Origin of the sequence: Rubrivivax soli, assembly GCF_049810355.1 — a bacterium.
Taxonomy (GTDB): domain Bacteria; phylum Pseudomonadota; class Gammaproteobacteria; order Burkholderiales; family Burkholderiaceae_C; genus Rubrivivax.
In genome coordinates this window covers 4,724,226-4,749,836 of sequence record NZ_CP187368.1, presented here as the reverse complement: position 1 = coordinate 4,749,836, position 25,611 = coordinate 4,724,226, and the positions used below count along the sequence as shown (strand labels likewise).

Genomic DNA, 25,611 nt, shown 5'->3' with positions numbered 1-25,611 from the left:
TTGAATCCCATGAAAGAACTCTTTCTCCCCGCTCACATCGAACTGGCCACATACAACACCTCCCAGCGTCAGCCCCGTTATCAAGGCAACAGGCTCATCGAGGCTCTCCCGGCGCCACTGAGTGACATCGAACTCTTCGAGGCGCTCGAGTTCTTGCCTGCGTTCGACGAGTCCTCTCGTGAATGGGACTCAGCTGACCGGATTCGGGAGCTGCTTAGTCTCACGAACATCATGGTGCCGATGACGTCCCACATACAACTTGGTCATTCGCTGGACTCGATGCTTCGCGAGGGGTACGTAGGTAGGCAGCCAATGTCCGTTGAGCACATAAATGTCTACGAAGAGATTCACAGGGACAAACAGGCCGCGAAAAGCGGGCAGCCCTTTCGGCAGACGCACAACACGCTTCCACCGAAGCTCTCTCAGGCACTCGTCGGCGTCTCAGGCATGGGCAAGACGACGACGGTTCAGCGAACCTTGGCCCGCTATCCACGGGTCATCTATCACCCAGACCTAAACGTGTATCAGATTCCCTGGCTGCACTTCGAGATGCCGCGCGACGGCGGCGGGGTGAAGGCGCTGCTCCAGAGCATCATCGAAGCTATCGCCGACCTCATTCCTGACAACACGTACTACGAAGACTACGTGCTCAAGGCGCGACCCACGGAAGGGCAGCTGCAGTCCTCGGTCCGCATACTGTTGAACAAGCATCTCGTGGGACTGCTCATTCCTGATGAAGTCCAGAACGCCGCCAACAAGCGTAAGTCAGAACAGGTCGTGATGACGGAGCTCACGACGTTGGCCAACAAGTCCAGGGCGCCGGTGCTCTACATCGGCACTCCAAAGGCAAGGAAGGTCTTGGGTCTAGACATGCGTCAAGGCCGGCGGGCGTTGAATCTGGGCCTTGGTGACTGGACCCCGCTCCCTCGGTACTCGCTTAGCCGCGACGAAACGGGGGCGCTGGTCAAGAAGCCGGGCGAGTGGGTCGACTTCATGACGCAACTGTGGAAGTACAACTGGCTACGAAAGCAAGTGCCGATGTCCGACGGACTTCTGGACGTCATCTACGAGTGCACGCAGGGCATCATCGATTTGGGCATCAAGCTCTTCATCGTCGCCCAGGCCCGCGCAATGGTAGACAAGACTGAGATGCTCTCTGAGCAACTCTTCCTTGCGGTCTATGCGGAGCAGTTCCAGGTGATTCACCCAATGATTGATGCCTGCATCCGCGGCGACCGAGAGGCGCTGGACCAGTATGGGGACCTCGAGCTGCCAAGTACCGAAGACTTGATTCAGTCCAGCGCCCGTCAGGAACGACTCTCCAAGGTTCGAGCAGCGTCGAATCAACCAGGAACCGAGGAGTTCCGGGCTCGCCTCACGGCAGCAGCCGAGACACTGGGCATCAGCCCCGAAGATGCCTCCGCTCTCGCGCAGCAGGTGTCCGAGGAAGGTACTGCGAAGAGCCTGCTTGATGGCGTGGCACAGTTGGCTAACAACGCTCGCCCGCCTAAGGCTGTCTCCAGTGGCTCGAAGGGCAAGCGCGGGTCGAAGGCGGATGCCGACGCCCTCCCGTCCTATCCCGGCCTGGAGGCGCGGCCAGATGACTTCCGGAATGCCATTGTGCTCGCTGCAGTCAAGAAGACGTCAATCGTCGAGCAGTTGCTGCAGCTGAACATGGTTCCGGAGTTGGAGGACGTCATCTGTCTGGGCTGAGCTTGCCGAAGCCGTACCCTGGTGAGCTAATTGGGAGTGTCCTGGCCCGGGCGGTCGTTCACAACGGCTTGCCTCCAAAGCGCTTGCTTCTTCGAGTGCTGGGCGTCGAGCGAACCAACCACTCGATGTTTCTGCCCACGGGGTTGCACGTACTGGCGGACAGAACGAGAGTCGCCGCGCGGGAGCTGCTCTGCAAGCACTCGGTCTTTCCGTATGCGGTCGCCTTTTTGAGTCCGGCTCAGGTTGGTGAGCTGGAGGCGAAGACGCTTGCCGTGTCGCCCGAGAACCAACCTGGCTTCGGCTCACTTGTGCGGTCTGCGACCAGGAACCTGTCGGGGCTTCGGTTCTGCCCGGAATGCGCTCGAGAGGACGTGCGTCGATTTGGCGAGAGCTACTGGCATCGCGAGCATTGCCTCCCGGCAGTTCACGTATGCCTGCGGCATCAAATCGGTCTGTGCGTCGCGCGCTTCACAGCCCGGACACTTTCGCAGCTATTGCTGCTACCGCTTCCACACCGTCAAGCGGAGGTTCCGGAAGGCAGTTCCTGCCCTAGCGACTTGCGCTTGCCGTTGGCTGAGGCGGTCCGTCGGGTTTGCGCTCAAGATTGGACCCACAGACCGGATTGGACTGGGATGTACCGAGCGGCTGCGCGCGAGCGCGGCTTCACGTTGAGTGGGAGGTTCCTGGCCGGGGCACGTCTCTCGTTCGAGCTGCAGGAGCGATTCGGCAGAGAGTATCTGGCCGAGCTTGGATGCAGCTTTGGGCAGGCTTGGTCAAACTGGCCCGCGATGATGACGCGCGAAGGCACCCGGACTACGTACTCGCCAGTGAAGCACGTGTTGCTGAACGCGTTCTTCCAGCTGCCTGCAGAGCGTCGCGGCGCCTTCGTGTACAGGACCCCGGGTAAGAGGCTCACCGACGTGACCGAGCTGGACCCACGGCTTGCGCGGATGGTGAAGAAGGAGGCAGTGAGGCTCCTGAAGACTGGGCGCACCGGTACGGTTGAGAGCGTCCTGCGCGCAACGGGGCACTGGGAGCTGTTCCGCCACAATCGGGACCAGTTTCCTCAGACGAACGCGGAGGTTCTGGCCTTCAGGAAGACGGATGCCTCCGAGCGCAAGTCCGGAGGCCGAGCTGTTCATGCAGGCAGACTGCGAGCAATCGCAGAGGGTCGGCAGAAGCCCTTCAGGACTTGGAGCCAGCGCCCAAAGCGCGAGAGGTCCGGGTCGGAAGAATGAAGCTGTTTTAGGCTAAAGCCGCAGCTAGACCAGCTACCTACTCTCTCCAGGACATCTGGAGAGCATCTTGGAGTTGGTGACAGGTATCGATTGGTCAGAAGGCCCGGCCAAAGCCCGCGTAGTCAGTGCATCTTGCGTAGAGACCACCGTCGAGCCGGCTGACCTTGCATCGAGGGGGCTCCCCAAACTCAGTACAACGTCAACCTATGCTCGCCGTGTCACTACTGACCTCGCGCAGTGGAAGTCAGTCCCGCTGGCGGAGTACGCCGGCGCCTTTGGCTTCAATGCCTGTGGCAAAGATGCGGGACATGCTGCCTGGGAGTTTAGGGACGGACGGACGCGTTTCGTTGTTCCCGCGCTCGCCCTGCTTCGCGCCTTGGTTCGACCGGAGAGGTTCTTAATGCCCCGGCTCTTCAAGGCGCAGTCTCTTGAAGACGTCTGCATCTTCATAGGCGGACCTGGCATTCCAATCAAGCCGCTTGGTACGCTCGGCGAAGGTCGACGACAGCTTGGTAACGAACTCCTGACTTTGCGGTCTTGGTTCTTCTGCTTCCCCTCGGCTCGTCAGTCGTGGGCTAGCGTTTATCAGCACTCAAAGTCTGGCGCGCTGGACATGACGCTACCTCGTGCTACGGTCGCATTCAATGTTCGGAGTCTGCGCAGGGTGCGTGACTGTTACGTCACGTCGCTGACCGCAATCGATGTTGTAGCGAACGAAGAGCCTTTCGACTTCGCATCGACCCACCCACAAGTGATGCAGGTCTCTGCGCTGGCAGTAGCAGCAACGGCAACCCATGCGCAGCGTCTTGCGCCAAAACCTAGCCTGCGCTCGTTCACGCCTGTGACGGAGGCCGAGTGGGCTGAACTCGCGCCCCTTCTGGAGTCGAGAGTGGGCGCAAAGGCAGATGATTCGCGAAGGGTGTTGAACGCCATCATGTGGAAGCACTCAGAAGGTGCTCGGTGGCAAGAGGTGTTCGCGGAGTTTGGCAACGAGGTTGCTCGAGCACCGACGTCGCTCTCGCGTTGGAAGAGGGACGGGCGCTGGGACGCGGCGCTTGGGCGTCTTGATGAGATTAGGTCTGCTTGTCAGTAGGGTAGGCTGAGGCACACCTCTACAGCAGAGCGACAAGTTTCTGACAAAGGTGCTTCGGCGAGACGAACTGGACCTTCTGCGGCAACTTGGAATGCGCGCGCAGCAGGGCGATGAGCAAGCAGGCGGTGTAAGACCAGCATGTCGCGCTTTCAGCAACGTCTGCCTCCAAGACTAGGCGCACAAACCGCTCGCGAGTCGGCGGATGAGTGTCCTTGACTGCATTGGCCATGTTCTGGGACTCGGCTTGAGCAATAGTCAGGGCGGCGGAGGCCAGGCCGATGACGCGCTTGCTGGCTACTCGGTCGGCGGCCTCTCCAGTCGAAGAGGAGTACGCGTCGACCTTCTCAAGGAGCATCGTTCGGCTGAAGTCGTCGCAAGCATGTTCCTCGTCAGCGGGAACTGTCGGAGCATCTCCCTCGGCCGCGAACTGCACGTGCCGGACTTCGTGCAGGAAGGTCGCTGCGGCGGCCAAACAGGCTATGTCAAAGCAGGCTTGGTCTTCAACACTTGCTAGTGCCTCACGGCTTGTGCCCGGCCGGGGAACCTCGGTAGGCCAGTCTAACGCATCAAGGTCGCTGACCAACTGAATCTGCTTCGCGAAGTAGAGCAGCGCATCAAGCTCTTCCTCGGCTGTACGCAGGCCCTCGTCTCCGCCCAACGTCTGCGTAGAAATCTCGCCGCTGAGGGCTTCCCCGAACAAGACGTGAGGGCCGTACGCGGCCAACGCCTTGAAACCCGCAAAGGTTACGACCCAGTCGTGGGCGAAGGTCTTGTGCATCCAGGAGACCTTGTTTCCACGCGCGCTGATGGCTAGGCCGGTGCCGTCCTGCTTTAAAGCAAATCGGGGCTCGAACTGCTCCCAGAACACTTCGAACTCCGATGCCCTTTCGGGGCACGCCCCAAGCAGTAGATTCGAGACCACGCTTAGAGGTACGTCAAATTGTTCTGCCATGTATTGCCTCGGGCGGTGAGCCAGGTTCATTGCGCTGGGGTCAGGACAGGAGTCTCAGAGCAGACTACCAAGCCCTTCGCACCACGAGTTAGCGCAACGTACAGGTGCCTAACATCCATCGCCGCTGGGTTTAGCACAACGACTACATCAGCCTCGAGCCCCTTGAGCAGCAATGTGCTGCCGACTGCCCGCTTGGCAGTTGGTCTGCCTAGGTGTCGATTTCGCTCACGCGCCCTCACCACGGCTTCGTAGAACGTGCACTCCCCGCTCGCGGCAGCTCGCATGGCCGCCTTGCAGACATGAAGGACCTCCGGACGGTAGACGCGCACGTCGGGTGCGTCTTCGAAGCCTTCAAGCGCTTCCAGGGCGGTCCTAAACGAGGGGGCCGCGAGAAATGCAAGGGCGGCAGACTCAGCAGCTGTCGCTTCTTTTCGGGCAGTACCCTTCGTCAGGGATTCCACACGGCGGTGCAATTCCGAAGCGCCGAGGTTGGCCATCAACTCTGCGGAGAAGTTGACTAACGCGACCAGCGAGCCGGCCTTTCGTGGGTCGAAGGACCTACCGAATGCAGTCAGGTCCCGAAGGTCCACGGCTTCGACCGTCGTCGCCCCAGGGGTCTGAGAGGCAATCTGCTGCTGCCCCTTTGGGCTGGTGCTGTCCCCGATGACAAGCACCGTCCCGTGGGGTCCGGGAGCCTTAGTCCGTGCAGCCTCCATGCGTTGCATGTGAGCCACCATGGGGTCCGCGGCAAGTTGAGTCCAGATAACCTCTGGCGGCGCGCCTCGAAGGTCAAGGGGCTCGCCTGCGAGCAAGGGAGCTCGCGCTTCGAGGAGCCATTGGCCCAGCTTCTCCGCACCTGCGTTTCGCCAGCGCCAGGGGGTTTCCAGAGCACCAAGTCGCGGGAACAGCCTGTGAACATCCGAGTCCCAGTTCACCGTAGGCTCGCGAAACCCAAAAATGGCTTGAAGGGGGTCCCCGAGGACGGAGGTCGGGAGGACATCTGCAGCCCAACCAATGATGTTGTGTTGGGGCACCGTGCAGTCTTGGTACTCGTCGACAACAAGGCGGCTGTAGGTCGCCCGCAAGGCATCACTCACGTCGCCTTGGCACAGCAGCCTCCAAGCCGCTTCTCGAATGGCAACATAGTCTGTGCCGGGGTTCTCCAGCCGAAGAATGCTCGGGTTGTGCCCGGCCCTGGCAGGGAACCTCGAAATCATTCGGATGGCCCAGCTATCGATTGTCGAGACCCGGTACGCACTCCTTGGCACCGCGGCTCGCGCAAGTCGAACTTCGAGGGCGCCCTTGCCGGCGTTGGTGTGCGTAAGGACAAGTACTGGCTTGACGTCCTTGTGAAGCTTTAGCGTGTCCGCGATGAGTTGGGTCTTGCCGCATCCAGCCGGCGCCGTCACAGTGCCGCGCTGGACTGAAAACAGGTCGAGTTCAGGCATGGGTATGTGCCCAGGTGAACAGACTCCGCACTGGGCCCACGAACCCTGGGTCGCACGCGTCAAGGTTGGGGCCGAGAATGTCGCGGGCGACACCTTCCATCTTGTCAATGGACTTGAACCAGCCGGCCTTTCGAATGCGGGAAGACTCACCCAAGAGCTTTCGCGCAGCCGCGGAGAAGCCAGCATCGTTTCCGTCCTGCAAGACGGCCGCGAGGTTCGCCTTGCCTGAGGACTTGGTCTTGATGTGCTGGTCCACCAAGCCGTCCTCGGTGAGCTCGATGGCTCGTCCAATCAGAGCGGATACGACCGCCGGAGGCACGCTCATGAAGAGCTCGTCCTCAAGCGCGCGGCCATCTCGCCAAGCAACCAAGTAGCCGCCGGCGTCCACGAACTTGGCCACGACTGCTGGGGTTGGCGTCTTGTCGTTGTCCTGCACGGCGGCAACGCGATACCCCAGCTTCTGGAACGCCTCTGCGCGATAGAAGCAACGGTCAGCGTCTCCGCCTCCGGTGTCAACGTACGACACGCCCGCCGCCTGCAGGGACGCATATCCCGATGCCGCCCAGTAGTCGTCCAAGCCGCGGATAAGACCGACCTCACTCGCGCCCTCACAGACAATGACCGTCCGCGCAAGGAACGCCTCGGGGAAGCAGCGGATGGTGCTCTGCACGTCGTCTCCGCTGCCCACCTGCAGGACGTTGTGGACTCCATCAGCGGGCCGAACAACATAGAATTGCGCTCCCGAGAGTTCGCGCAGAACGACAGGTGAGTGCGTCGTCATGAATACTTGAAGAGGCAGTGACTTGTCTTTGGAGCCAAGCGAACCCAGAAGTCTGGTCAGCCGGTGCGGCTCGAGCCCCAACTCGATTTCGTCGACCAACACGATGCTGGCAGCTTCAGCGGCAGCGCGGTGCAGGCCAGCAATCAACAGCCGAGATGAACCTGTGCCAAGACTCCGCAGCGGGATGCCACTCTCGCTGTGCAATGAGATTGCGCCGTCGCCGAAAGACACCGAGTGCGCATCCAGCAGTGCCGTTGCCGAGGCCCCGAGAGGAACCCCAAGGTCATGGGCCGTTTTCGTGACCGTCTTGAGCGTGCCAGCAAGCTGCGGCGCCGCCTTGGCGCCGAATCCGGCACGAGCCTCGCGTGCAGCACTTGCGAGTTCGGAGCCAACGTCTGCACGCTCGTCTGACAGTCGGTTCAACACTGAACCTCTTGTCCAGGAGAGATTGGAGCTCGGGTGGTTCCCTAAGCGCGCAGGGGCCAAGGCCATCCTGTCCTTCCAGCCGAGCCCGCGGCTTGGTTCGACTGCGGCCGTCCGGTCCGAGTAGAGAGCCCACAGGGGCTCGAGGTCGGCCTTGACGGTCAGCCTCAGGGTCAGGACGGTCTCCAGTCCCTTGCGTGGTTCGTCCTCAACGCTGCCGGTCGTGCTGTCAAAGCCCCGCAGGTACTCGCCGTACGCGTCGATGTTCTTCAGGGTGTCGGGCAACGCTCCCAACGTCAGCGCGACGCAGATGTCCTGCGTGACGTCCAGCCCGAAGAAGTCCGTATCGGCGACCGCGAGGTTGCGCCGAGCCCCTAGGCAGAGGTCGATGGCATCCAGGATGGTGGACTTTCCGCTGTCGCCCGGCCCGATGAGGCAATTGACTCCTGCAGTAGGACACCAGTCCAACGAGCGAATCGAGCGGAAGTTGCGGATTTCAACCTTGCGAATTCTTGCCATCGCGCCCCCTTATGCCGGATTCCCGGTCATGGCGATTGTCTACGCAGGCTCACATTCCCTATGCGCGCTCGCATTGACCGCCGGGAATCCAGCATACGACGGCCTGTGTGGCGTTCTGTAGGTGGCAAAAGGATGGTCGATGGGCAAACGTCTTTCAGACCCTAGAGCGACTTCGCGGGCCGGGTGCTTCGATTGCGGCCTTCGTATCAGACGACACCGTCAAGGATGTTGGGAGCATCCAAGGTAAGTCTGTGCAGGCTGCAAAGAAGCTCACTGCCGCTGCGAAGTCCCGCCCGAAGCAGTTCGGGAAGAACTTCGCGCTGGACGAATTCTCTCTGTACGCGTCGAGCAACCACTTCCATGGATTGCCGAAGAACAAGGAACTGCAGATGTCCCACCACATCTGCTTGATGCTCGACGTACTCGTCGGCGCCGTCTAGGTAGCAGCTTCGGCAAGCATAGCCGCGCTGTGCTGCATCGTCGCGCTTCCGGGCGCCTTGATGCTCCCAGACAGACCTTCAAGGACTCGCCACGCTCTGTTCGTTGGTAGGTCTAGGTCTGTGTTTTCTGCTCGTACCTGTTCAACTTTGGTCTCGAGACACGAAGTGAAGCCAAGCGAGCCATGTCGGCACCTTTGCGTCAGAGCTCAAAAGGCATCAAGACGGGCAAGGTCGCATGGACTTGGCCCAGCGGTCGGGCGTTTGCGCGACCTACTCCTGGATGATTATCTGAGTGGTTGAGCCGAAGGGCTGCCACTTCGGCACAAGCGACTCGACTTGGCCATCCTGACCCAGGCGGTGATGTGCTGCACCTGGCAGCATCGCCGGGTGCAACGGGTGCAAGGCGTTTGGGTTGTGATAGACATCCATCCCTTCCATCCACGTCTCGCTGTAGTCCGGCGCGTTGACATCGTGGACGAACGCTACCGGTACCTCTGAATTTGGGTCAGGATTCGCAGCCGTTCCCTGACGCAACATGCGAACGCGCTTCGAGCCAAATCCCGCGAGTACCCCCATGCGGTTGAACTTCGAGATGGTGGCACTCGCGTTTGCAATCACAGCACTGATGTTCTCGGTGCCCGGCAACGAGAAAAACCCGGACTGCACGGTCTTTTGACCCCAGACGTGCCGCTCGACCTTCTTGGGCGTGATGACGAGTTTGCCGTCCGCATCCTTTGCCCAGTCCCACACCACGCCGTAGAGGTAGACAGGCAACGCAGTCCTGCTCGTAACCATGGAGTTCGGCGCGTGGAAGTCCTGGATAGCGAAAGCCAGCGGCAGCCCCTTGACGTTCTCTTTCTCCCAGTACTTCTTGCCGAGCTTCGCGGTAAGCGGACCCGCGTATCTGATGGGCATGTACTGCCTCTGGAACGCTTCAATCTGCTCCGGCGTGTCTTGCGGAGGGGGGGAACAAGCTCGCCGGCGGGTGTTAGGCTGGGGTTGACCGTCGTGGCCTCGACACACAACGCACCAAAGGCGTTTCGAGCACAGAAGTCGGGCATCGCGAACTTCTTGTCGAAGACGTAGCCAGCTTCAACGAGTGCGGCGAACATGTACAGCTCCCACAGACGCGCGTCGAAGCCCGTAGTCTGGAACTGCTCAACGAAGTTTCCGTCGGCATCCTCGTACCAGCGCATCATCGGCTTCATCAGCTCGACTGCTGGCGAGTAGCCTTCGAGCGAACTGATAGTTGCGAAATCGCGGTTGAGCTTTTCCTTTGCTACGACGTGCGTGAAGAAGTCGATGGGCTTACCTCTCTCGTCGCCCTGCGCCCGCTCGTTGTCAAAGTCAGCAAACACCTTCTCAACTCGCGCAGGCGCTGCGGCCAACGCTTCGTCTACCGTCGGGAGGAACTTCGTCATCTCGACCCAGCGATACCGCTCCTTGAGGTCACGCGCCAGCAGCATCGCCGAGTAGTCGCCGTCGGTTACGTCACGGATAACGACAATCAGTATCGCCTCGTCGTGAGCTTGCAACCAGCGAACCTCTTCGGCTGCGATGAGCGCGTACGGTTGACGACAGTACGCGGCGAGCGCTTCGAAGCGAACTTGCTTGATGTCTTGCATTCCCAGCTCTTCTTGAGCACGTACCCCGGGCTGCGACGGCCAAGGCGGTGGCTCAAAGGTCAGTTCAAGCGGACGGCCAGTCGCGCGGTGTCCAGACCTTGTCACCGTTCGACAGGTGGAGGAGCGACAGGGTGTAGCCGTAGTTGTCGCACTGAAGCTTCATCTCACGCACGACCGCGTCTGGGTGAGCGTGTTCAAACCATGTCTTCAAGGGCAACCGCTCACCCAATCTGCATGACTCGGCCTCGGCGTTGGCCGCAAGAGACTCATCTGGCAGAGGCACAACGCGATTGCGCGTCTTGATGTACGCACCGTTCCTGAGCGCCTTGTCCGACGACACGCTCCAGTCGATGAAGCCGTCCCTGGACAACGCGAGAACCGCGCTTTCGTCGGTGGCGCGAATCCAGCGCAGAGCAGCCGAAGTCAACGACACACCGAACTTCTTGGATACGACAGACAGCACGTCTAGGTCTATCGCTTGACCTGCGACGGCGGCGCGGAACTGCTTGACCGGCATCAGCAGTGTCGACGCGAAGTTGTCCGCCTCCGCCTCCATCTGCTTGCGTTCAGCCTCGTAGCCGGCGACCTCCGCCTGCGAGCAGTGAAACTCGTCTTGCAGCTGTCTGTGAACAAGGAAGTGGCCGAGTTCGTGGGCCTGGGTGAAGCGAATTCGCCCGGGCGAGGTCAGCGACGCGTTGTAGAGCAACGCCCACTCGTCATCGTTCAGCTGAAAGAGGCCACCCTCGAACGACTCCAGGTCTGGCGCAGCGCGAACCTCAACAATCTTGGCCCCAAGGCGAAGTTCGCTTCCCACCGCCCTCGCGAGTTCTACGACGTCGACAGGGAAACGCCCCTCCTCCCCTAACGCCGCATCGAGCAGCCGAGTGAGGCGAATGGCAATCGCCGAGGGGGCGACGGGCGCGTCGTTCGACATTCGCTACGAGTTCTTGCGCTTCAGCACCTCGACGAAGGCCCGGAGCCTCTCCTTGTCTTCCTCGCCGAGCTTCGTGTAGTTGCGGAAGAACTGCCGGTCCTTCAGGTTCTCTTGCAGGTCTTCGATGCTGTCGTCCATGAAGAAGGCAACGTCGATGTCAAGCGCACCCGCAATTGCCTGAAGTTTGTCTAGTGATGGCCGGGGCGAGTCGCGGTTCTCGAGTTCCCACAGATAGCTCTTGCTGAGCCCCGCGTCCTTCGCCAGGGCGTCGAGGGACTTGCCCTTCTCGTTTCGTTTCGCTTTGAGCTTCTCGCGGAGTGTGGCCATTGTTTCGAGCTAACTGCCGTAGGCAAACATTAGATTGTACCTCCATACCGAACGATTTTGGTCGGCATTGAAGCAAGACCCTTCGCTGCGTCAGTTCGGTACACCGAACGTTTTTGGTACACTATGTCGTGTCACAACTCCTCGAAGGAAGTTTGATGAGCCAAGCCAGAACAGGTACCAGGTGGACCGACGTTGAACTCGCACGGTTGAAGACCCTCGCCGAGGGGAACACGCCAACGCGGGTCATAGCTCTCAAGCTACAGCGCACGGCCGCCGCTGTCCAGAGCAAGGCCTCCGACGAGGGGGTCTCGCTGAAGCCCGTAAACCAGTCGCCGTACACCCGGCGAAAACCGTAAGCGAGGTATCCAGAATGAATGACGCAGTTCTCGAGAGGAAGCCGCACGACGGCGACACCGACCATGACGACGACAAGCACGGCCCGAGGCTCACGTTCGAGCACGTAGCGTCCGTGCAAGAGGTCAAGTTCCGAGTGTCCTGGAACGACACGCTGCAAGTCGCATGGGACACGGCGTATGCCAAGTTGGGCGAGGACCGGCGTGCAGACGACCGGCTGCAGACCGACGACGGCGTGGACATGATGCCGTTCCTCGGCAAGACTATGCGGCAGCTATTCCAAGACCGGCATACGCGGAGCCGCAAGTTCCAAATCGTCGGCCCGACGGGCGGCGCGCGGTCGTGATTGCGCCAATGCCCGTGCAGGACATTCACGCTGGAAGGGAAGCCTTCCAGCGTGACCTGCAGTCAGTCCTTGCGGACAGCACGCTGACCGACAGGGGATGGTCGCAGCCTGATGACCTGACGCTGCTGGTTCCAATGCTGGCTGAGAACACGCAGCAGGGGCAGGTGGACCTGTACCTGCTGCGACTGTTCTTCGACCACTATCCGAAGGGGCCGCCGAGCGCGCAGTTCATCAACCCTCTGACGATGCAGTACAGGTTCCCAGACGATGTCCGCTGGGTTCCAAAGTGCGAGGGTCCTCAGGACATCCACTTCCACACGAACTACAGCGGTACCTACGGGCAGGTTGTCTGCTCGTCTACCACGCTCGAGTTCTACAAGGTCAACCACGACGTGAAGCCTGAGCACGTGTGGGACCCGTCGCGCATGAACTTCTTGGCCACGCTGGCCGCCATCCGGCGAGGGCTGGCGCCGGCCAACTATCGAGGACGGTCAACGCAATGAACGACGAGACGTTGCTGTGGCGGCCGCGCCCGCCTTCACGGTACGCGCCAACGGGCAAGGTGCTGACGGTGCCAGCCCAGACGCTGACGCGCACAGCCGCGGTGCTGCGCGAGGCCGGCCAGGTCGAGTCAGCTTGCATGTGGATAGGCACGCTCGACGAGGCCGGACATGGCAAGGTCCAGGCGCTTGTCATACCGATGCAGGTCAACCGGCCGAAAGACTACTCGGTGCCCGGCGAGGCGATGCTTAGGGTTTCAGCGCTGGCGCGCGAGCGCGGCTGGACCGTTGTAGGCGCGATTCACTCTCATCCTGGCGCGGGCGTCGAGCACTCGCGCTACGACGACGAGATGACGCCGAGCCGCCGGGCGGTGTCTCTCGTCGTCCCCTTTTACGGCATGTGGGCTGGCCCTTGGCCGCGCGGGCTTGGCGTTCACGAGTACTTTGAGAAGTACTGGCACCTGCTCTCGGCTGAGCATGCGAATCAACGAGTCGTGCTGTCCGACGCCCCCGAAGCCCAGACCTTCGACTTGCGGTAGCTGCGATGAAGAGCGAACTGGACCAATTGGCCGACCGGCACCTGCGCGCTGACCCTCAGGGTGTGCTTGCCGACCCGTTCGACGCGAAGTCCGGGGTGGTACTCGTTCAGGTCAGCAACGCGATGGCGCTTGCGCGGGGCGCGCAGCACCTCGCCTGGATGCTCGTCAGCCTCCTGAGCCGCCAGTTCAAGGTTGTGAAAGAAATCGTCCTCGATGTGCCGGAGGTTGCGCTGCACGCCGGCGTCGCGCCGTTCGGCGAGAAGGCCACCCTGGTCGAGACGCTTGAGGAATGCGTGCGCTTGGTCAGCGGACCGCACGTCACGGTCCGGCGACTCGGCGCAGGCTTGGCGCCCGACGTCGCGCTGGTCATTGGGGATGGCACTGCAGTGGGGCCGTGGCACTGGCGCCTCTATGCGGACGGCTGGCGTTACTTCGTGGGCCTGGACGGCGAGCCGCCGGCAGCGGCTCCGACGAGCGAGCTTTCCATCGGGCCGTACCTGTGCGCGAGCTACGCCGCCGGCGAAGTTTTCAAGTTGCTGCGTGGCATGAGGCCCGGCAAGGGCGAGTTCATCCGGACGCACTTCGCGTCGGCATGGACGATGTCGTGCGCAGAAACGTGGGCCGAACTCGTTGAAGGCCCGGCAGCTGAGGCGTTCGGGCCTCTGCCGCACTTCTACTTTGCGGGTGCCGGCGCCGTCGCTCAGGCTGCGGCACTCTGCCTGGGGAGTTCGACCTTCTCGGGCTCGTGCGTGGCCGTGGACAAGGACGCTCTGGACCTGACCAACGACAACCGTTACGCCCTGTCGACTCGCGAAGATGACGGGGCGCCGAAGGTTGAACTGATGCGGAGCTACCTGCAGGCGCACGGGTTCGCCTGCCGGGCTGTTCCCGAGTGGTGGCAGGCCTTCGCTGTCAGCGGAGGCAAGCATGCTTCCAACGAGTCGGTTCGCGCACTCGAGCGTGCCTACAAGTTCTCCGTCGTTCTGTCGTGCGTCGACAAGAACGGGCCGCGGCATGAGCTACAGAACGCCCTGCCCCAACTCCTCATCGGCGCCAGCACCGACGGGCTCAGCGCGAAGGCAAGCATCTTCGACCTCGGCGCCGAAACGGCGTGCCTGAAGTGCCACAACCCGCTGAAGTCGCGCAACGCCGTCGTCCAAGAGCGAGTTGCTGCGCTGCAACAACTGAATGGCGAGCAGCGCGCCAGCTACGCCCGGGAGCTCGGCCTTAGCGCGAGAGATGTTGAACTACTGCTCAGCCCTGCCGGCTGCGGGAAGCTGTCGGAGGCGGACCTCGACCGGTTTGCTGCGGGCACGCCGGAAATGTCCGTGGGGTTTGTCTCCACCGCCGCAGGGGTATTGCTGGTTGCCCAGTTCCTGCGCTACCTGCACCTGGGCATGGCGGCAGCGACCTCGGGTGGGACCATGGCGGTTGCGACGTTCGCCCGGGCGAAGCTGCGCTCGCTGCATGTCGGCAGAGACCAGGGATGCGAGTGCGGACCTGTTCTGACGGGCCGGTGGCGGGGGGTCTGGCCGGCTTCGTACCGCCCCTAGCCGGTCAGCTCGGCGGGCCGGGAGTAGGACTTGTTTGTCGAACCGGTGAACCCTTCGCCGTAAGACCCTTTGTCACGGCGATGCTCGCCACGACGCGTCTTCATAGGTGAGCCCGGCGTAGAACTTAATTGTCGATACCCAGGTCGATCGCGGCCTGGTCGCCCACCGCCAGGGCCGCCAGCACGCCGGCCGCCGCGGGGTCGCGCACACGCAGCACGATGGCGTCGCGCACGTGCTGGCGCAGGCGTTCGATGGCATGGCCGGCGCGCTCGTCCAGCAGTTCGGCCCGGGCGCCGGGGACCGAGCGCACGCTGCCGCTGGCGCGCAGGCCGCGTTCGAACAGCCACAGCTCCAGGTCGAAGCCATGCGGGTTCAGCGTGCCATGTGGCTGGCGCAGCCGCACCGTGAACCGCCAGCGCTGGCCGGCACGCAGTTCGGGCCCCGGGCCGGACAGCAGCGCATCGCCGTCGAAGCCGCGGTACCAGCCGAGCGCCAGCCGCGCGGGCAGCGGCACGGGCCGGCCCTGGTGCCTGGCGGCCTCGACCTCGAACACGAAGCGCGTGCCCTGCAGGTCAATGCGCGGCATCTCGGCCACCACGCCGGTGACGACGAGGTCCTGGCCTTCCAGCGCGGCGGGCAGGGCATCGTCCAGGCGCCCAGCGGCACGCGTGGCCGTCAGCGCGAAGGCCAGCAGCAGTGCCCCTGCGGCCAGCACCGGCGCGTGGCGGCGGCCGGTCCACAGCAGCAGCGCGCCCGCGAGCGCCAGGCCGGCCGACACCGCCGACGGCCACAGCGCCTGCTGCTGCAATTGCAGCAGGCAACCGGCAATCCAGCCCCCTGCTGCGGCCAGACCCCGCACCATGCCGCGCCTGCCTCCCCAGCAGCGTCGATGTCGGGCCAGTGTAGGATGCCCGCGCCCTCCGCCAACACCCCCCATCATGGCCATTCAAGACCGTCTGCAAGCCCTTGGCATCACGCTGCCGCCCGTGGCTGTTCCCGCCGCCGCCTACGTGCCTTTCGTGCGCACCGGCCAGCTCGTCTTCCTCTCGGGCCACATCGCCAAGAAGGACGGCCGCGCCTGGGTCGGCCAGCTCGGCCTGACCATGGGCACCGAAGAAGGCAAGGCCGCCGCGCGCGCCATCGCCATCGACCTGCTCGGCACGCTGCAGGCGGCCGCAGGCTCGCTGGACAACGTGGCGCGCATCGTCAAGGTGATGAGCCTGGTCAACAGCACCGCCACCTTCACCGAGCAGCACCTGGTGACGAACGGCTGCAGCGAGCTGATGTCCGAGGTGTTCGGCCCCGAGATCGGCGCCCACGCGCGCAGCGCCTTCGGCGTGGCGCAGATCCCGCAGGGTGCCTGCGTCGAGATCGAACTCGTCGCCGAACTGAAGTGAAGCGCGCCGACCTGTTGCTCGGCGGCGGCGCACTGCTGTCGCTGACGGCCGTGGGCCTGGCGCTGGCGACGCAGCACGTGTGGGGCATGCAGCCCTGCGCCTGGTGCGTGCTGCAGCGCCTGGTGTTCGTGTGCATCGCCGCAGCCTGCGTGCTGGGGCTGGTGTGGCGCTCACCGCTGGGGCGCCGCGCGGGTGCGGCCCTGGCCGGCGTGCTGGCCCTGGGCGGCGTGGCCGCGGCGCTGTGGCAGCACTTCGTGGCGGCGTCGTCGGCGTCGTGCGACCTGTCGCTGGCCGAGCAGATCGTCGGCTACACCGGGCTGGATGCGCGCTACCCCGACGTCTTCATGGCCATGGCCAGCTGTGCCGACGCCAAGGTGACGCTGCTGTTCATGCCCTACGAGTTCTGGAGCCTGGGGCTGTTCGTCGTGCTCGCGGGCGCGATGGCGCTGGTGCTGCGGCGTCCAGGCTGACACGCACGCGCCAGAAATGAAGCGGGCCCGCCAAGGCGGGCCCGGTGCGCTCTGCGGCGGCTGGTGATCAGACCGTGGACTTGCGGCGGCGCGCCGCCAGGCCGGCTGCGCCCAGGGCCAGCGCCACGAGGGCCAGGCCGGTGGGTTCGGGCACCGAGGTCGACGGGCCGCCGGCCGACTTCCAGATCAGCTGGTCCTGCTGGCCGGGCGAGCCCACCGACTTCAGCACGTACAGGTCGTAGCCGATGGCCTGGCCAGCCACCTGCGAGTTGGCCAGCAGCGCGTTGGCGCCCATGAAGCTGGCGGTGCTGTTGCGGTACGCGGTGCTGCCTTCCTTGAAGGTGCCGCCGCTCAGCGTGGTGTCGGTGTCGTAGACGATGTTCCAGATGGCCAGCTGCAGCGCCGTCGACAGGTCGTCCTTCGAACCGGCGGCCGTGGTGCCGAACAGGTTGGTGTCGAAGACGTAGGTCATCAGCTTGCCCAGCGCCGTGACCTTGGCCGCCGTGAAGTGGCTGGCCGCGCTGACGAGGCTGTAGCTGGTGTAGGTGGTGCCGAAGCTGAAGAACTCGCCCAGGTCCACGCAGTAGGTCTGCACGGCGCCGTCGAAGGCCGCGCCGAAGCCCGAGATCGTGCCGCTGAAGCCGCCTGCGCCACCGCTGTAGGTCGGTGCCGTCACGTTGACGGTGTTGCCGTTGCCGTAGGTGTAGTTGTTGAGCTTGACCGTGGCGGCCTGGGCGCCGACGGCGGCGCAGGCCAGCGCTGCGGCGGCAGCGGTGCGGAGGGCGATGGTGCGGATCATGGGGCTCCCTGGTGCGGCGGTGCCGGCTGGTGGTGATGCAGCGCAGGTTACGAGACGCAACCGGCAGGGTCATCCCGCGACCCGGGGTGTGCCCCCGCGTTGCGGGGGGCGGCGGCGGCCCGGGATGCGCATTGCTGCACGAACAGGCGACGGTCGGGTGGCAGCCACGCCACGCCGGCGCCGCCGCAGCCGCCTCACACCACGCGCAGCACCTTCACGAAGCCCTCGACCTTGTGCCCCTTGCGCGCACGCCTGCCCACGTGGGCGGCCAGCGCTGCACCCTTCAGGTCGTCTTCGCGCGGCTTCTGGCCGCGGCCGGTGCCCAGCACCTTCAGCACCTGGTCGCAGGTCGCCACCGACAGCAGCGGCGACTTCGCGTCCACGTCCATCAGCGTCAGGCCGCGGCCGCCGTTGGCCTGGCGCTTGAGCTCGTCGCGCGCGAACACCAGCAGCCGGCCGTCGAGCGCCAGGCAGGCCACCTGCCGGTGCGCCGGCGCCACGGCGACCGGCGGCAGCAGGTGGTCGCCCGCCTCCAGCGCCAGGAAGGCCTTGCCGCCGCGGTTGCGGCCGTGCATGTCGCGCGCCTCGGCCAGCAGCCCGAAGCCGCCGCTGTTGGCCAGCAGCAGCACGGTGTCGGCGGCGCCCGCCCAATGGTGCGCGATCTGCGTGCCGGCTTCCAGGTCGATCAGCGTCGTCAGCGGCACGCCATCGCCGCGGCCGCCCGGCAGCCCGGCAACGGCCACGCTGTAGACGCGGCCGTTGCTGCCGAACACCAGCAGCGTGTCGACGCTGCGGCAGGGGAAGCAGCCGTACAGCGCGTCGCCGGCCTTGAACGCCAGCGCGGACGGATCCACCTCGTGGCCCTTCAGCGCCCGCACCCAGCCCTTCAGGCTGACGACGACCGTGACGGGCTCGTCGACCACCTTGATCTCGGCGACGACGCGGCGCTCTTCCTGGATCAGCGTGCGGCGCGCGTCGCCGAAGGTCTTGGCGTCGGCCTCGATCTCCTTGACCAGCGTGCGCTTGAGCGCCGCCGGGCTCGACAGGATGTCTTCCAGCCGGCCCTGCTGCTCGCGCAGGTCCTGCAGTTCCTGCTCGATCTTGATCGCCTCCAGCCGCGCCAGCTGGCGCAGCCGGATGTCGAGGATGTCCTCGGCCTGGCGCTCGCTGAGCGCGAAGCGCGCGACCAGCGCCGGCTTCGGCTCGTCGGCGTTGCGGATGATGCGGATCACCTCGTCGATGTTCAGCAGCACCTGCTGCCGGCCTTCGAGGATGTGGATGCGGTCCAGCACCTTGGCCAGCCGGTGCTGCGTGCGTCGCTGCACCGTGGCCTGGCGGAACGCGATCCACTCGCTCAGCATCTGGCGCAGGCTCTTCTGCACGGGCCGGCCGTCGAGGCCGATCACGGTCAGGTTCACCGGTGCCGTGCTCTCCAGGCTGGTGTGGGCCAGCAGCGTGGTGACGAGCTCCTGCTGCCCGACCGTGCGGCTCTTGGGCTCGAACACCAGGCGCACCGGCGCGTCCTTGCTCGACTCGTCGCGCACCGTGTCCAGCACCGCCAGCACGGTCTGCTTGAGCTGGACCTGCTCGGTGCTCAGCGCCTTCTTGCCGGTCTTGATCTTGGGGTTGGTGAGTTCCTCGATCTCTTCCAGCACCTTCTGCGCGCTGGTGCCCGGCGGCAGCTCGTTCACCACCAGCTGCCACTGGCCGCGGGCCAGGTCTTCGATGACCCAGCGCGCGCGCACCTTCAGGCTGCCGCGGCCGCTGCCGTAGGCGGCGCGGATCTCGGCCGCGCTGCTGATCAGCTGGCCGCCCCCGGGGAAGTCCGGGCCGGGCAGCAGCGCGTGGAAGTCATCGTCGGACAGCCGTTCGTCGCGGATCAGCGCCACCGCGGCCGCCGCGACCTCGCGCAGGTTGTGGCTGGGCAGCTCCGTGGCCAGGCCCACCGCGATGCCGCTGGCGCCGTTCAGCAGCACGAAGGGCAGACGCGCCGGCAACTGCCGGGGTTCCTCGGTGCTGCCATCGTAGTTGGGCTGGAAGTCGACCGTGCCTTCGTCGATCTCGTCCAGCAGCAGCCGCGCGATCGGCGCCAGGCGCGCCTCGGTGTAGCGCATCGCCGCGGCGCCGTCGCCGTCGCGGCTGCCGAAGTTGCCCTGGCCGTCGATCAACGGGTAGCGCTGGCTGAAGTCCTGCGCCATGCGCACCAGCGCGTCGTAGGCCGCGGTGTCGCCGTGCGGGTGGTAGCGGCCGAGCACGTCGCCCACCACACGGGCGCTCTTCACGGGCTTGGGCCCGCCGCCGCTGCCGAAGACCAGGCCCATGCGGGCCATCGCGTACAGGATGCGCCGCTGCACCGGCTTCTGGCCGTCGCACACGTCGGGCAGCGCGCGCCCCTTCACGACGCTGAGCGCGTATTCGAGGTAGGCGCGCTCGGCGTAGGTGGCCAGCGCCAGGGTGTCGGCCGGGTCGGACGGGGCCGGCGGCGGGGGATCGAACAGGTCGCTCATGCAGCGGGGAACCAGGGTCAGGCGAAAGAGGCGCGATTCTCGCGCAGTCGCACCGACCGGCCCGGGCGCCCGGACCGCCGCGGCTGTGCTAGTGCGGCAGCACCTTCAGCTGCCGCGCGCGCTGCACCTGGCTGCGCTGCAGCAGCGCCCAGTAGACCTCGAGCACCAGGTGCACGTGGGCCCGGGTCTCGGCGAACGGCGGCAGCGACCCGCCGTGGCGGCGCACCGAGCCCTCGCCCGCGTTCCAGGCCGCCAGCGCGACCTCGATGCGCTCGTGGCGGCGCAGCAGGTCGGCGAGCATGCGCGCGCCGGTGTGGATGTTGGTGCGGGCGTCCAGCAGCCGCTCCTGCACCGGCACGCCGCGCTCGCCGGGCGCGGCATAGCGCTCGCCGCTGACCGGCATGATCTGCATCAGCCCGAGCGCGCCGCGCGGCGACACCGCGCGGGCGTCGAAGCCCGACTCGACGACGATCACGGCCTGCAGCAGTTCGGGGTCGACCCCGTGCGCGCGGCCGGCTTCGCGCAGCCAGGGCCCCACCACCTTGGCTTCGGGCGCGAAGTCCATCCAGGTCAGCAGCGGCGCCACGCCGTCGGTCTTGCCGGGCACCCGGGCGTCTGGCAGCGCCTGCCGGCGGGCGTCGCCCAGCAGCAGCTGGTAGCGGCCGTCCAGCGGGCGCGACGCGACGTGCGCGACGCCGTGGCCATCGACGAAGCCCCACAGCGCCGGCGGCGCGGCCTGGGCGGCAAGGGCCGCCCCGGTGACCAGCGCCACCGACAGCCAGCGCCCGGCGCGGGCCCGGCTCAAGGCGGCCCCTCCTGCCCCAGTGCCACGCGGGCCTGGAATTCGCGGTCCAGCATGCTCATCACGATCAGCGAATCGTAGCCATCGGCCCCGTCGGCAGCGAGCCGAACACTCTCGCGAAGCCGGCCTTCTTCGACGAATCCCTCGCTGGCGTAGAGCGCCAGCGCGCGCGTGTTCAGCGCCTTCACGTCGAGCCAGAAGCGGTGCGCCTTCAGGTCGCGGAAGGCCATGGCCTTCAGCAGGCGCACGCAGGCGCGGCCCAGGCCGTGGCCCTTGCTTTGCAGCACGATGCGCTTGAGCTCGACGCTGCGGTGCGGGTTGCGGCAGCCCTGCAGGATGACGAAGCCGCTGCGGCTGCCGTCGGCACCGGCCTCGACGATGAAGTGCCGGAAATCGGGGAAGCGCACGGCACCTTCGTGCTGGGTGCGTTCCCAGGGCGTGATGAAGGGCCGGTTGGCGGCGTCGTCCTCGACCGTGACGACGAAGTCCAGGTCGGACAGCATGGTCGGCCGCAGCCGCAGCGGTGGAGGCATGGCGCCGTCTTCCAGGTCCGGACAGGCCCGCAGTGTGCCGCAAGAACTTGCCGCACCAAGAACGACGGGGCGGTGCATGCACCGCCCCGTCGGGGACTCAGTCCTTCAGCGGGGCGACCGCGGCCGCCCCGCGCGCCGCGTCAGGGCGCGGCGCAGCCGTTGGTGGCCAGCCAGTCGGCGGCAGCCTTGGCCTGCACCAGACCGAAGCCGAACTCGACGTCGCGGCCGGCAGCACCCAGGTCCTGCGCCGTGGCGTTCAGCGCTTCGCGGATGCGCGCCGGGCCGCAGGCCGGGAAGTTGCTCCAGACCAGCGCGGCAACGCCCGCCACGTGCGGGGTGGCCATCGACGTGCCGTTGAACTCGGCGTAGTTGTAGGCAGAGACCGCCACGGCGGCCGAGGCCACCGCGCCGACCTGGCCCAGCAGCGCGGCACCGTCGACATCGCTCACGCCCATCGACGGGATGGTGGTGACGACGCCGTTCATCGTGCCGAACAGCTGGCCGGCGGTGTTGTTGTAGATCACCGCGGCGACGCCGCCATTGGCCTGGCAGCGCAGCACCTTGTCGGCAAACGAGATGTTGCCGCGCGCGATCAGGCAGACCTTGCCGGCGACGCCGGCGTCGTCGACCTCACCGGTGCCGAAGTTGTACAGCGCGGCGCTGGCCGAGCCCACCGGCGAGCCGTCCATCGGCGCCGCAGCGAAGCTGGCACCGCCGACGCTGAGCGTGGCTTCGCGGTTGCTGCCGGTGGGCACGGTGGACAGCGTGGCCACGCCCGGGCCGGCGATCTCGACCTCGGCGTTGAACTGCGAGAAGTCGGCCTTGGCCTTGTTGACGTCGATGGCGGCCACCGACACCACGCTCGGGTAGCTGGCCGGGTAGCTCAGCGCGCTGGTGCCGGCGTTGCCTGCGGCCGCGATGATCAGCATGCCGCTGTCGTAGAAACGCTGGTAGGTCTTGGCCTCGAAGTTCGTCGGGCGGCCGCCACCCAGCGACATGTTGACGACGTTGGCGCCAGCACGCTTGCAGGCGCGCACGCCCTTCATGATGGTCGACGAAGCGGCCGAGCCGGTGGAGTCGAACACCTTGGCGACGTAGAGGTTCAGGTTGCCGCCGGGCACGACGCCGACCACGCCGACGCCGTTGCCGCCCAGCGCCGCGATGGTGCCGGTGACGTGCGTGCCGTGCTGGTTCTCGTCGGTCGACCAGTCACCTTCGGTGGTGAAGTTCTGGCCGGTCACGCCGGTCTTCTGCAGGTCTTCGTGCGACAGGTCGTAGCCCGAGTCGATCACGCAGACCTTGCGCGTGCTGCCGTAGGCCACCTGGTCGGCCTGCACCATCGGGATGCCGAAGGGCACGACCTCGGTGGACATCACGGCGGCGCTGGCGCCGGCGCGGCGCACGGTGGCCTTGCGGCTGCCCATCACGGTGCGGATGGGATCGTCGTCGATCGAGGCCACGGCGGCGTTGCGGCGCAGCGCGAGGCGCTTGCCCGCGGGCAACACGGCCGCGACGGCGTTGTCTTCGCTCAGGTCCAGCACCACGCGGCCACCGGCGGCCTGGATGGCGGCACGGGCGGCCTTCAGCTTGCCCGGCTTGAACTCGACGATCACGCGCTCCTGGCTGGCACGGGTCTGCGCCATGGCGGTGCCGGAAACGCCCGCAACCAGTGCTGCCAGGGTCAGGACGACGGCGCTGCGCACCGGGCCCGAGAACGAATTCTTCATGGATCGACTCCCGCCTTCTAGAGGCATCTTGAAGCGATCGACTATCGCAGGGCGACCCCGCCCATGCAATCATGAAAGTCCGGTGTGCCCCCCCACGAACAGGGGGCGGCGGCGAACTCCGCGGTCAGACGTCGATCTCGACCGCGTCGCCGTGCAGTTCCATCAGGTCGCGGCGCGCCTGCGCCTCGCCCTTGCCCATCAGCTTGCTCAACGCCAGCGCCGTGGCGTCGAATCCGAGCGCCTCGAAGCTCACCGGCAGCAGCCGGCGCGTGTCGGGGTTCAGCGTGGTGTCCCACAGCTGCTCGGCGTTCATCTCGCCCAGGCCCTTGAAGCGGCTGATGGTCCAGCTGCCCTCCTTCGCGCCTTCCTTGCGCAGCTTGTCGAGCGCGGCTTCGAGCTCGCCGTCGTCGAGCGCGTAGATCTTGGCCGCCGGCCGCTTGCCGCGGGCCGGCGCATCCACGCGGTACAGCGGCGGCCGCGCGATGTACACGTGGCCGCGCGCCACCAGCTGCGGGAAGTGGCGGAAGAACAGCGTCAGCAACAGCACCTGGATGTGCGAGCCGTCGACATCGGCGTCGCTCAGGATGCAGACCTTGCCGTAGCGCAGGCCGCTGAAGTCGGGCGTGTCGTCGGGGCCGTGCGGGTCGATGCCGATGGCCACCGAGATGTCGTGGATCTCGTTGTTCCTGAACAGCAGGTCGCGCTCGACCTCCCAGGCGTTGAGCACCTTGCCGCGCAGCGGCAGGATGGCCTGCGTCTCCTTGTTGCGGCCCATCTTGGCGCTGCCGCCGGCCGAGTCGCCCTCGACCAGGAAGACCTCGTTGAGGTTCAGGTCGCGGCTCTCGCAGTCGGTCAGCTTGCCCGGCAGCACGGCGACGCCGCTGCCCTTGCGCTTCTCGACCTTCTGGCTCGCGCGCTGGCGCGTCTGCGCCTGCTTGATGACGAGCTCGGCCAGCTTGCGGCCGTGCTCGACGTGCTGGTTCAGCCACAGCTCCAGCGCCGGCTTGACGTAGGTGGACACGAGGCGCAGCGCATCGCGGCTGTTCAGGCGTTCCTTGATCTGGCCCTGGAACTGCGGGTCCAGCACCTTGGCCGACAGCACGAAGCTGGCGCGCGAGAACACGTCGTCGGGCATCAGCTTCACGCCCTTGGGCAGCAGCGAATGCAGGTCGATGAAGCCCTTGATGGCGCCGAACAGGCCGTCCTTCAGGCCGCTCTCGTGCGTGCCGCCGGCCACCGTGGGAATGAGGTTGACGTAGCTCTCGCGCAGCGTGCCGCCGTCTTCGGTGAAGGCCACGCACCACGCCGCGCCCTCGCCTTCGGCGAAGTTCTCGGTCTCGTTGGCGGTGGCGTGCTGCGCGCCTTCGAACAGCGGGATCAGCGGGTCGGCCTGCAGGCTCTGCATCAGGTAGTCGCGCAGGCCGGCTTCGTACTTCCAGGTCTGAGTCTCGCCGCTCTTCTCGGTGGTCAGCGTCACCGTCACGCCCGGCATCAGCACGGCCTTGCTGCGCAGCAGGTGCATCAGCTCGTGCCTGGGCAGCTCGGGGCTCTCGAAGTACTTCGGGTCGGGCCACACGCGCACGCTGGTGCCGTGCCTGCGCTCGCCGGCCACCGGCTTGCGCAGCACCAGCGGCTCGACCACGTCGCCGCCGCTGAAGGCCAGGCTGGCGCACTGCCCCTCGCGCCACACCGTGACCTGCAGCCGCCGTGCCAATGCATTGGTGACGCTGACGCCCACGCCGTGCAGGCCGCCGCTGAAGCTGTAGGCGCCGCCCGCGCCCTTGTCGAACTTGCCGCCGGCGTGCAGCCGCGTGTAGACGATCTCGATCACCGGCACCTGCTCTTCCGGGTGCAGGCCGAACGGGATGCCGCGGCCATCGTCGTCGACGCTGATCGAGCCGTCGGCGTGCAGCGTCACGCCGATGCGGTGGCCGAAGCCGGCCAGCGCTTCGTCGGCGGCGTTGTCGATCACTTCCTGCACGATGTGCAGCGGGTTGTCGGTGCGGGTGTACATGCCCGGCCGCTGCTTCACGGGCTCAAGGCCCTTCAGCACGCGGATCGAGGCTTCGCCGTACTGGCCCTGGGTGCTGCCGGATTTGCTGGTTGCCATGGGCGCCGGATTCTACGGAGCCGCCCCCGGCTCGAAGGCCATGAACCAGAAGCCGGGCCGCGGCTGCTCCAGCACGGTGGCGCCCAGCCGCGTGTAGAAGCCCGGCCCGTCGGTGCCGAAGTGGACCCGCGGCACCTGCAGGCGCCGGGCGTCGGCGAGCAGCGCGCGCACCAGCGCCGAGCCGATGCCCTGCCCGCGCCAGGGCGCGGCCACCACCATGCCGGCGAGCCAGGGGGTCCAGTGCGGGTGGTCGTCGTCGTCGTTGTCGACCAGGTTCACGGCGCCGACCACGGTGTCGCGCTGCAGCGCCACGAGGCACAGCGGCACGCGGTCGCTGCTGGCGGCCAGCGCCAGCCGCGTGGCCATGCGCTCGACGCTGGCACCGGGGACGGTGAGCCAGAACTCCTCGTGGATCAGCTCGGCCGCCGCCGGCCGGTGCTGCGGCTGCGTGTGCAGATGGACGATGCGCAGCCCGTCCATG

At 65.8% G+C, this 25,611-nt stretch carries 24 protein-coding genes and 1 pseudogene; 11 read left to right on the top strand and 14 right to left on the bottom strand.

Annotated elements, in window-relative coordinates:
• Positions 1–9: 9 nt before the first annotated feature.
• The 4 genes and pseudogenes from ACPOLB_RS21840 (at position 10) to ACPOLB_RS21825 (ending at position 4,044) form a co-directional block, all read left to right on the top strand.
• Positions 10–1,713 carry an AAA family ATPase gene (locus tag ACPOLB_RS21840; protein ID WP_425258151.1) on the top strand — a complete coding sequence of 568 codons (1,704 nt, stop codon included), beginning with the start codon at positions 10–12 and terminating at the stop codon, positions 1,711–1,713.
• 2 nt (positions 1,714–1,715) lie between these two features.
• Positions 1,716–2,108 (top strand): annotated as a pseudogene (locus ACPOLB_RS21835) (TniQ family protein); the annotation flags it as partial.
• A 237-nt stretch (positions 2,109–2,345) separates the two neighbouring features.
• Positions 2,346–2,951: a TnsD family Tn7-like transposition protein gene (locus tag ACPOLB_RS21830; RefSeq protein ID WP_425261957.1), complete on the top strand. Its 606-nt coding sequence runs from the start codon at positions 2,346–2,348 to the stop codon at positions 2,949–2,951.
• Positions 2,952–3,351: 400 nt separating this feature from the next.
• Positions 3,352–4,044 (top strand): transposase, encoded by a 693-nt coding sequence (locus ACPOLB_RS21825; RefSeq protein WP_425258150.1) that lies wholly within the window; start codon positions 3,352–3,354, stop codon positions 4,042–4,044.
• Positions 4,045–4,063: 19 nt separating this feature from the next.
• On the opposite strand, the gene ACPOLB_RS21820 is transcribed toward ACPOLB_RS21825, so the two are convergent.
• Genes ACPOLB_RS21820 through ACPOLB_RS21810 form a run of 3 tightly spaced genes read right to left on the bottom strand, consistent with a single transcriptional unit; the run spans position 4,064 to position 8,167 of the window.
• Positions 4,064–5,026, bottom strand: a complete 963-nt coding sequence (locus ACPOLB_RS21820) for a hypothetical protein (RefSeq protein ID WP_425258149.1) — start codon at positions 5,024–5,026, stop codon at positions 4,064–4,066.
• Positions 5,023–6,444, bottom strand: a complete 1,422-nt coding sequence (locus ACPOLB_RS21815; protein WP_425258148.1) for a UvrD-helicase domain-containing protein — start codon at positions 6,442–6,444, stop codon at positions 5,023–5,025. Before ACPOLB_RS21815 ends, ACPOLB_RS21820 begins: the two co-directional genes overlap by 4 nt.
• A complete protein-coding gene (locus tag ACPOLB_RS21810; protein WP_425258147.1) occupies positions 6,437–8,167 on the bottom strand; it encodes an ATP-dependent nuclease in 1,731 nt (576 codons plus the stop codon). Before ACPOLB_RS21810 ends, ACPOLB_RS21815 begins: the two co-directional genes overlap by 8 nt.
• Before the next feature lie 251 nt (positions 8,168–8,418).
• On the opposite strand from ACPOLB_RS21810, the gene ACPOLB_RS21805 reads away from it, so the two are divergent.
• The gene (locus ACPOLB_RS21805; RefSeq protein ID WP_425258146.1) at positions 8,419–8,607 is read left to right on the top strand and encodes a hypothetical protein; all 189 of its coding nucleotides are present in this window, start codon (positions 8,419–8,421) and stop codon (positions 8,605–8,607) included.
• Positions 8,608–8,877: 270 nt separating this feature from the next.
• Here ACPOLB_RS21805 and ACPOLB_RS21800 read toward each other — a convergent pair whose 3' ends face one another.
• The 3 genes from ACPOLB_RS21800 to ACPOLB_RS21790 form a co-directional block, all read right to left on the bottom strand.
• On the bottom strand, positions 8,878–9,522 hold the full coding sequence (locus tag ACPOLB_RS21800; RefSeq protein WP_425258145.1) for a hypothetical protein: 645 nt from the start codon (positions 9,520–9,522) through the stop codon (positions 8,878–8,880).
• 774 nt (positions 9,523–10,296) lie between these two features.
• Entirely contained in the window at positions 10,297–11,166 is an 870-nt protein-coding gene (locus tag ACPOLB_RS21795; protein WP_425258144.1) for an ImmA/IrrE family metallo-endopeptidase, read from the bottom strand.
• A gap of 3 nt (positions 11,167–11,169) precedes the next feature.
• Positions 11,170–11,493, bottom strand: a complete 324-nt coding sequence (locus ACPOLB_RS21790) for a helix-turn-helix domain-containing protein (RefSeq protein WP_425258143.1) — start codon at positions 11,491–11,493, stop codon at positions 11,170–11,172.
• A gap of 370 nt (positions 11,494–11,863) precedes the next feature.
• Here ACPOLB_RS21790 and ACPOLB_RS21785 point away from each other — a divergent pair, with 370 nt between their 5' ends.
• From ACPOLB_RS21785 to ACPOLB_RS21770, 4 genes are read left to right on the top strand one after another with little or no spacing between them, the layout of a single operon-like run.
• Complete coding sequence (locus tag ACPOLB_RS21785) at positions 11,864–12,193, top strand: hypothetical protein (RefSeq protein ID WP_425258142.1); 330 nt, start codon at positions 11,864–11,866, stop codon at positions 12,191–12,193.
• 8 nt (positions 12,194–12,201) lie between these two features.
• Positions 12,202–12,696 (top strand): hypothetical protein, encoded by a 495-nt coding sequence (locus tag ACPOLB_RS21780; RefSeq protein WP_425258141.1) that lies wholly within the window; start codon positions 12,202–12,204, stop codon positions 12,694–12,696.
• Complete coding sequence (locus ACPOLB_RS21775; RefSeq protein WP_425258140.1) at positions 12,693–13,232, top strand: Mov34/MPN/PAD-1 family protein; 540 nt, start codon at positions 12,693–12,695, stop codon at positions 13,230–13,232. The genes ACPOLB_RS21780 and ACPOLB_RS21775 overlap by 4 nt, the downstream gene beginning before the upstream one ends.
• 5 nt (positions 13,233–13,237) lie before the next feature.
• On the top strand, positions 13,238–14,785 hold the full coding sequence (locus tag ACPOLB_RS21770) for a ThiF family adenylyltransferase (protein WP_425258139.1): 1,548 nt from the start codon (positions 13,238–13,240) through the stop codon (positions 14,783–14,785).
• A gap of 124 nt (positions 14,786–14,909) precedes the next feature.
• On the opposite strand, the gene ACPOLB_RS21765 is transcribed toward ACPOLB_RS21770, so the two are convergent.
• Positions 14,910–15,647 (bottom strand): ComEC/Rec2 family competence protein, encoded by a 738-nt coding sequence (locus ACPOLB_RS21765; protein ID WP_425258138.1) that lies wholly within the window; start codon positions 15,645–15,647, stop codon positions 14,910–14,912.
• Positions 15,648–15,723: 76 nt separating this feature from the next.
• Here ACPOLB_RS21765 and ACPOLB_RS21760 point away from each other — a divergent pair, with 76 nt between their 5' ends.
• Together ACPOLB_RS21760 and ACPOLB_RS21755 are read left to right on the top strand one after the other, a co-directional pair.
• Positions 15,724–16,182: a RidA family protein gene (locus ACPOLB_RS21760; protein ID WP_425258137.1), complete on the top strand. Its 459-nt coding sequence runs from the start codon at positions 15,724–15,726 to the stop codon at positions 16,180–16,182.
• Positions 16,179–16,652: a disulfide bond formation protein B gene (locus ACPOLB_RS21755; RefSeq protein ID WP_425258136.1), complete on the top strand. Its 474-nt coding sequence runs from the start codon at positions 16,179–16,181 to the stop codon at positions 16,650–16,652. The genes ACPOLB_RS21760 and ACPOLB_RS21755 overlap by 4 nt, the downstream gene beginning before the upstream one ends.
• A 67-nt stretch (positions 16,653–16,719) precedes the next feature.
• Here the strand turns inward: ACPOLB_RS21755 and ACPOLB_RS21750 are convergent, their stop codons facing one another.
• The 7 genes from ACPOLB_RS21750 to ACPOLB_RS21720 form a co-directional block, all read right to left on the bottom strand.
• Complete coding sequence (locus ACPOLB_RS21750; RefSeq protein ID WP_425258135.1) at positions 16,720–17,451, bottom strand: Cys-Gln thioester bond-forming surface protein; 732 nt, start codon at positions 17,449–17,451, stop codon at positions 16,720–16,722.
• A gap of 194 nt (positions 17,452–17,645) precedes the next feature.
• Positions 17,646–19,958 carry a DNA topoisomerase IV subunit A gene (gene parC, locus ACPOLB_RS21745; protein WP_425258134.1) on the bottom strand — a complete coding sequence of 771 codons (2,313 nt, stop codon included), beginning with the start codon at positions 19,956–19,958 and terminating at the stop codon, positions 17,646–17,648.
• A gap of 88 nt (positions 19,959–20,046) precedes the next feature.
• On the bottom strand, positions 20,047–20,763 hold the full coding sequence (locus tag ACPOLB_RS21740; protein ID WP_425258133.1) for a lytic transglycosylase domain-containing protein: 717 nt from the start codon (positions 20,761–20,763) through the stop codon (positions 20,047–20,049).
• Complete coding sequence (locus ACPOLB_RS21735) at positions 20,760–21,293, bottom strand: GNAT family N-acetyltransferase (protein WP_425258132.1); 534 nt, start codon at positions 21,291–21,293, stop codon at positions 20,760–20,762. The genes ACPOLB_RS21740 and ACPOLB_RS21735 overlap by 4 nt, the downstream gene beginning before the upstream one ends.
• A gap of 140 nt (positions 21,294–21,433) precedes the next feature.
• Positions 21,434–23,020, bottom strand: a complete 1,587-nt coding sequence (locus tag ACPOLB_RS21730; RefSeq protein WP_425258131.1) for a S8 family serine peptidase — start codon at positions 23,018–23,020, stop codon at positions 21,434–21,436.
• A 124-nt stretch (positions 23,021–23,144) separates the two neighbouring features.
• On the bottom strand, positions 23,145–25,130 hold the full coding sequence (locus ACPOLB_RS21725) for a DNA topoisomerase IV subunit B (RefSeq protein ID WP_425258130.1): 1,986 nt from the start codon (positions 25,128–25,130) through the stop codon (positions 23,145–23,147).
• Between the two features lie 12 nt (positions 25,131–25,142).
• Positions 25,143–25,610, bottom strand: coding sequence for a GNAT family N-acetyltransferase (locus ACPOLB_RS21720; RefSeq protein ID WP_425258129.1), 468 nt, complete (start codon positions 25,608–25,610; stop codon positions 25,143–25,145).
• Position 25,611 lies beyond the last annotated feature (1 nt).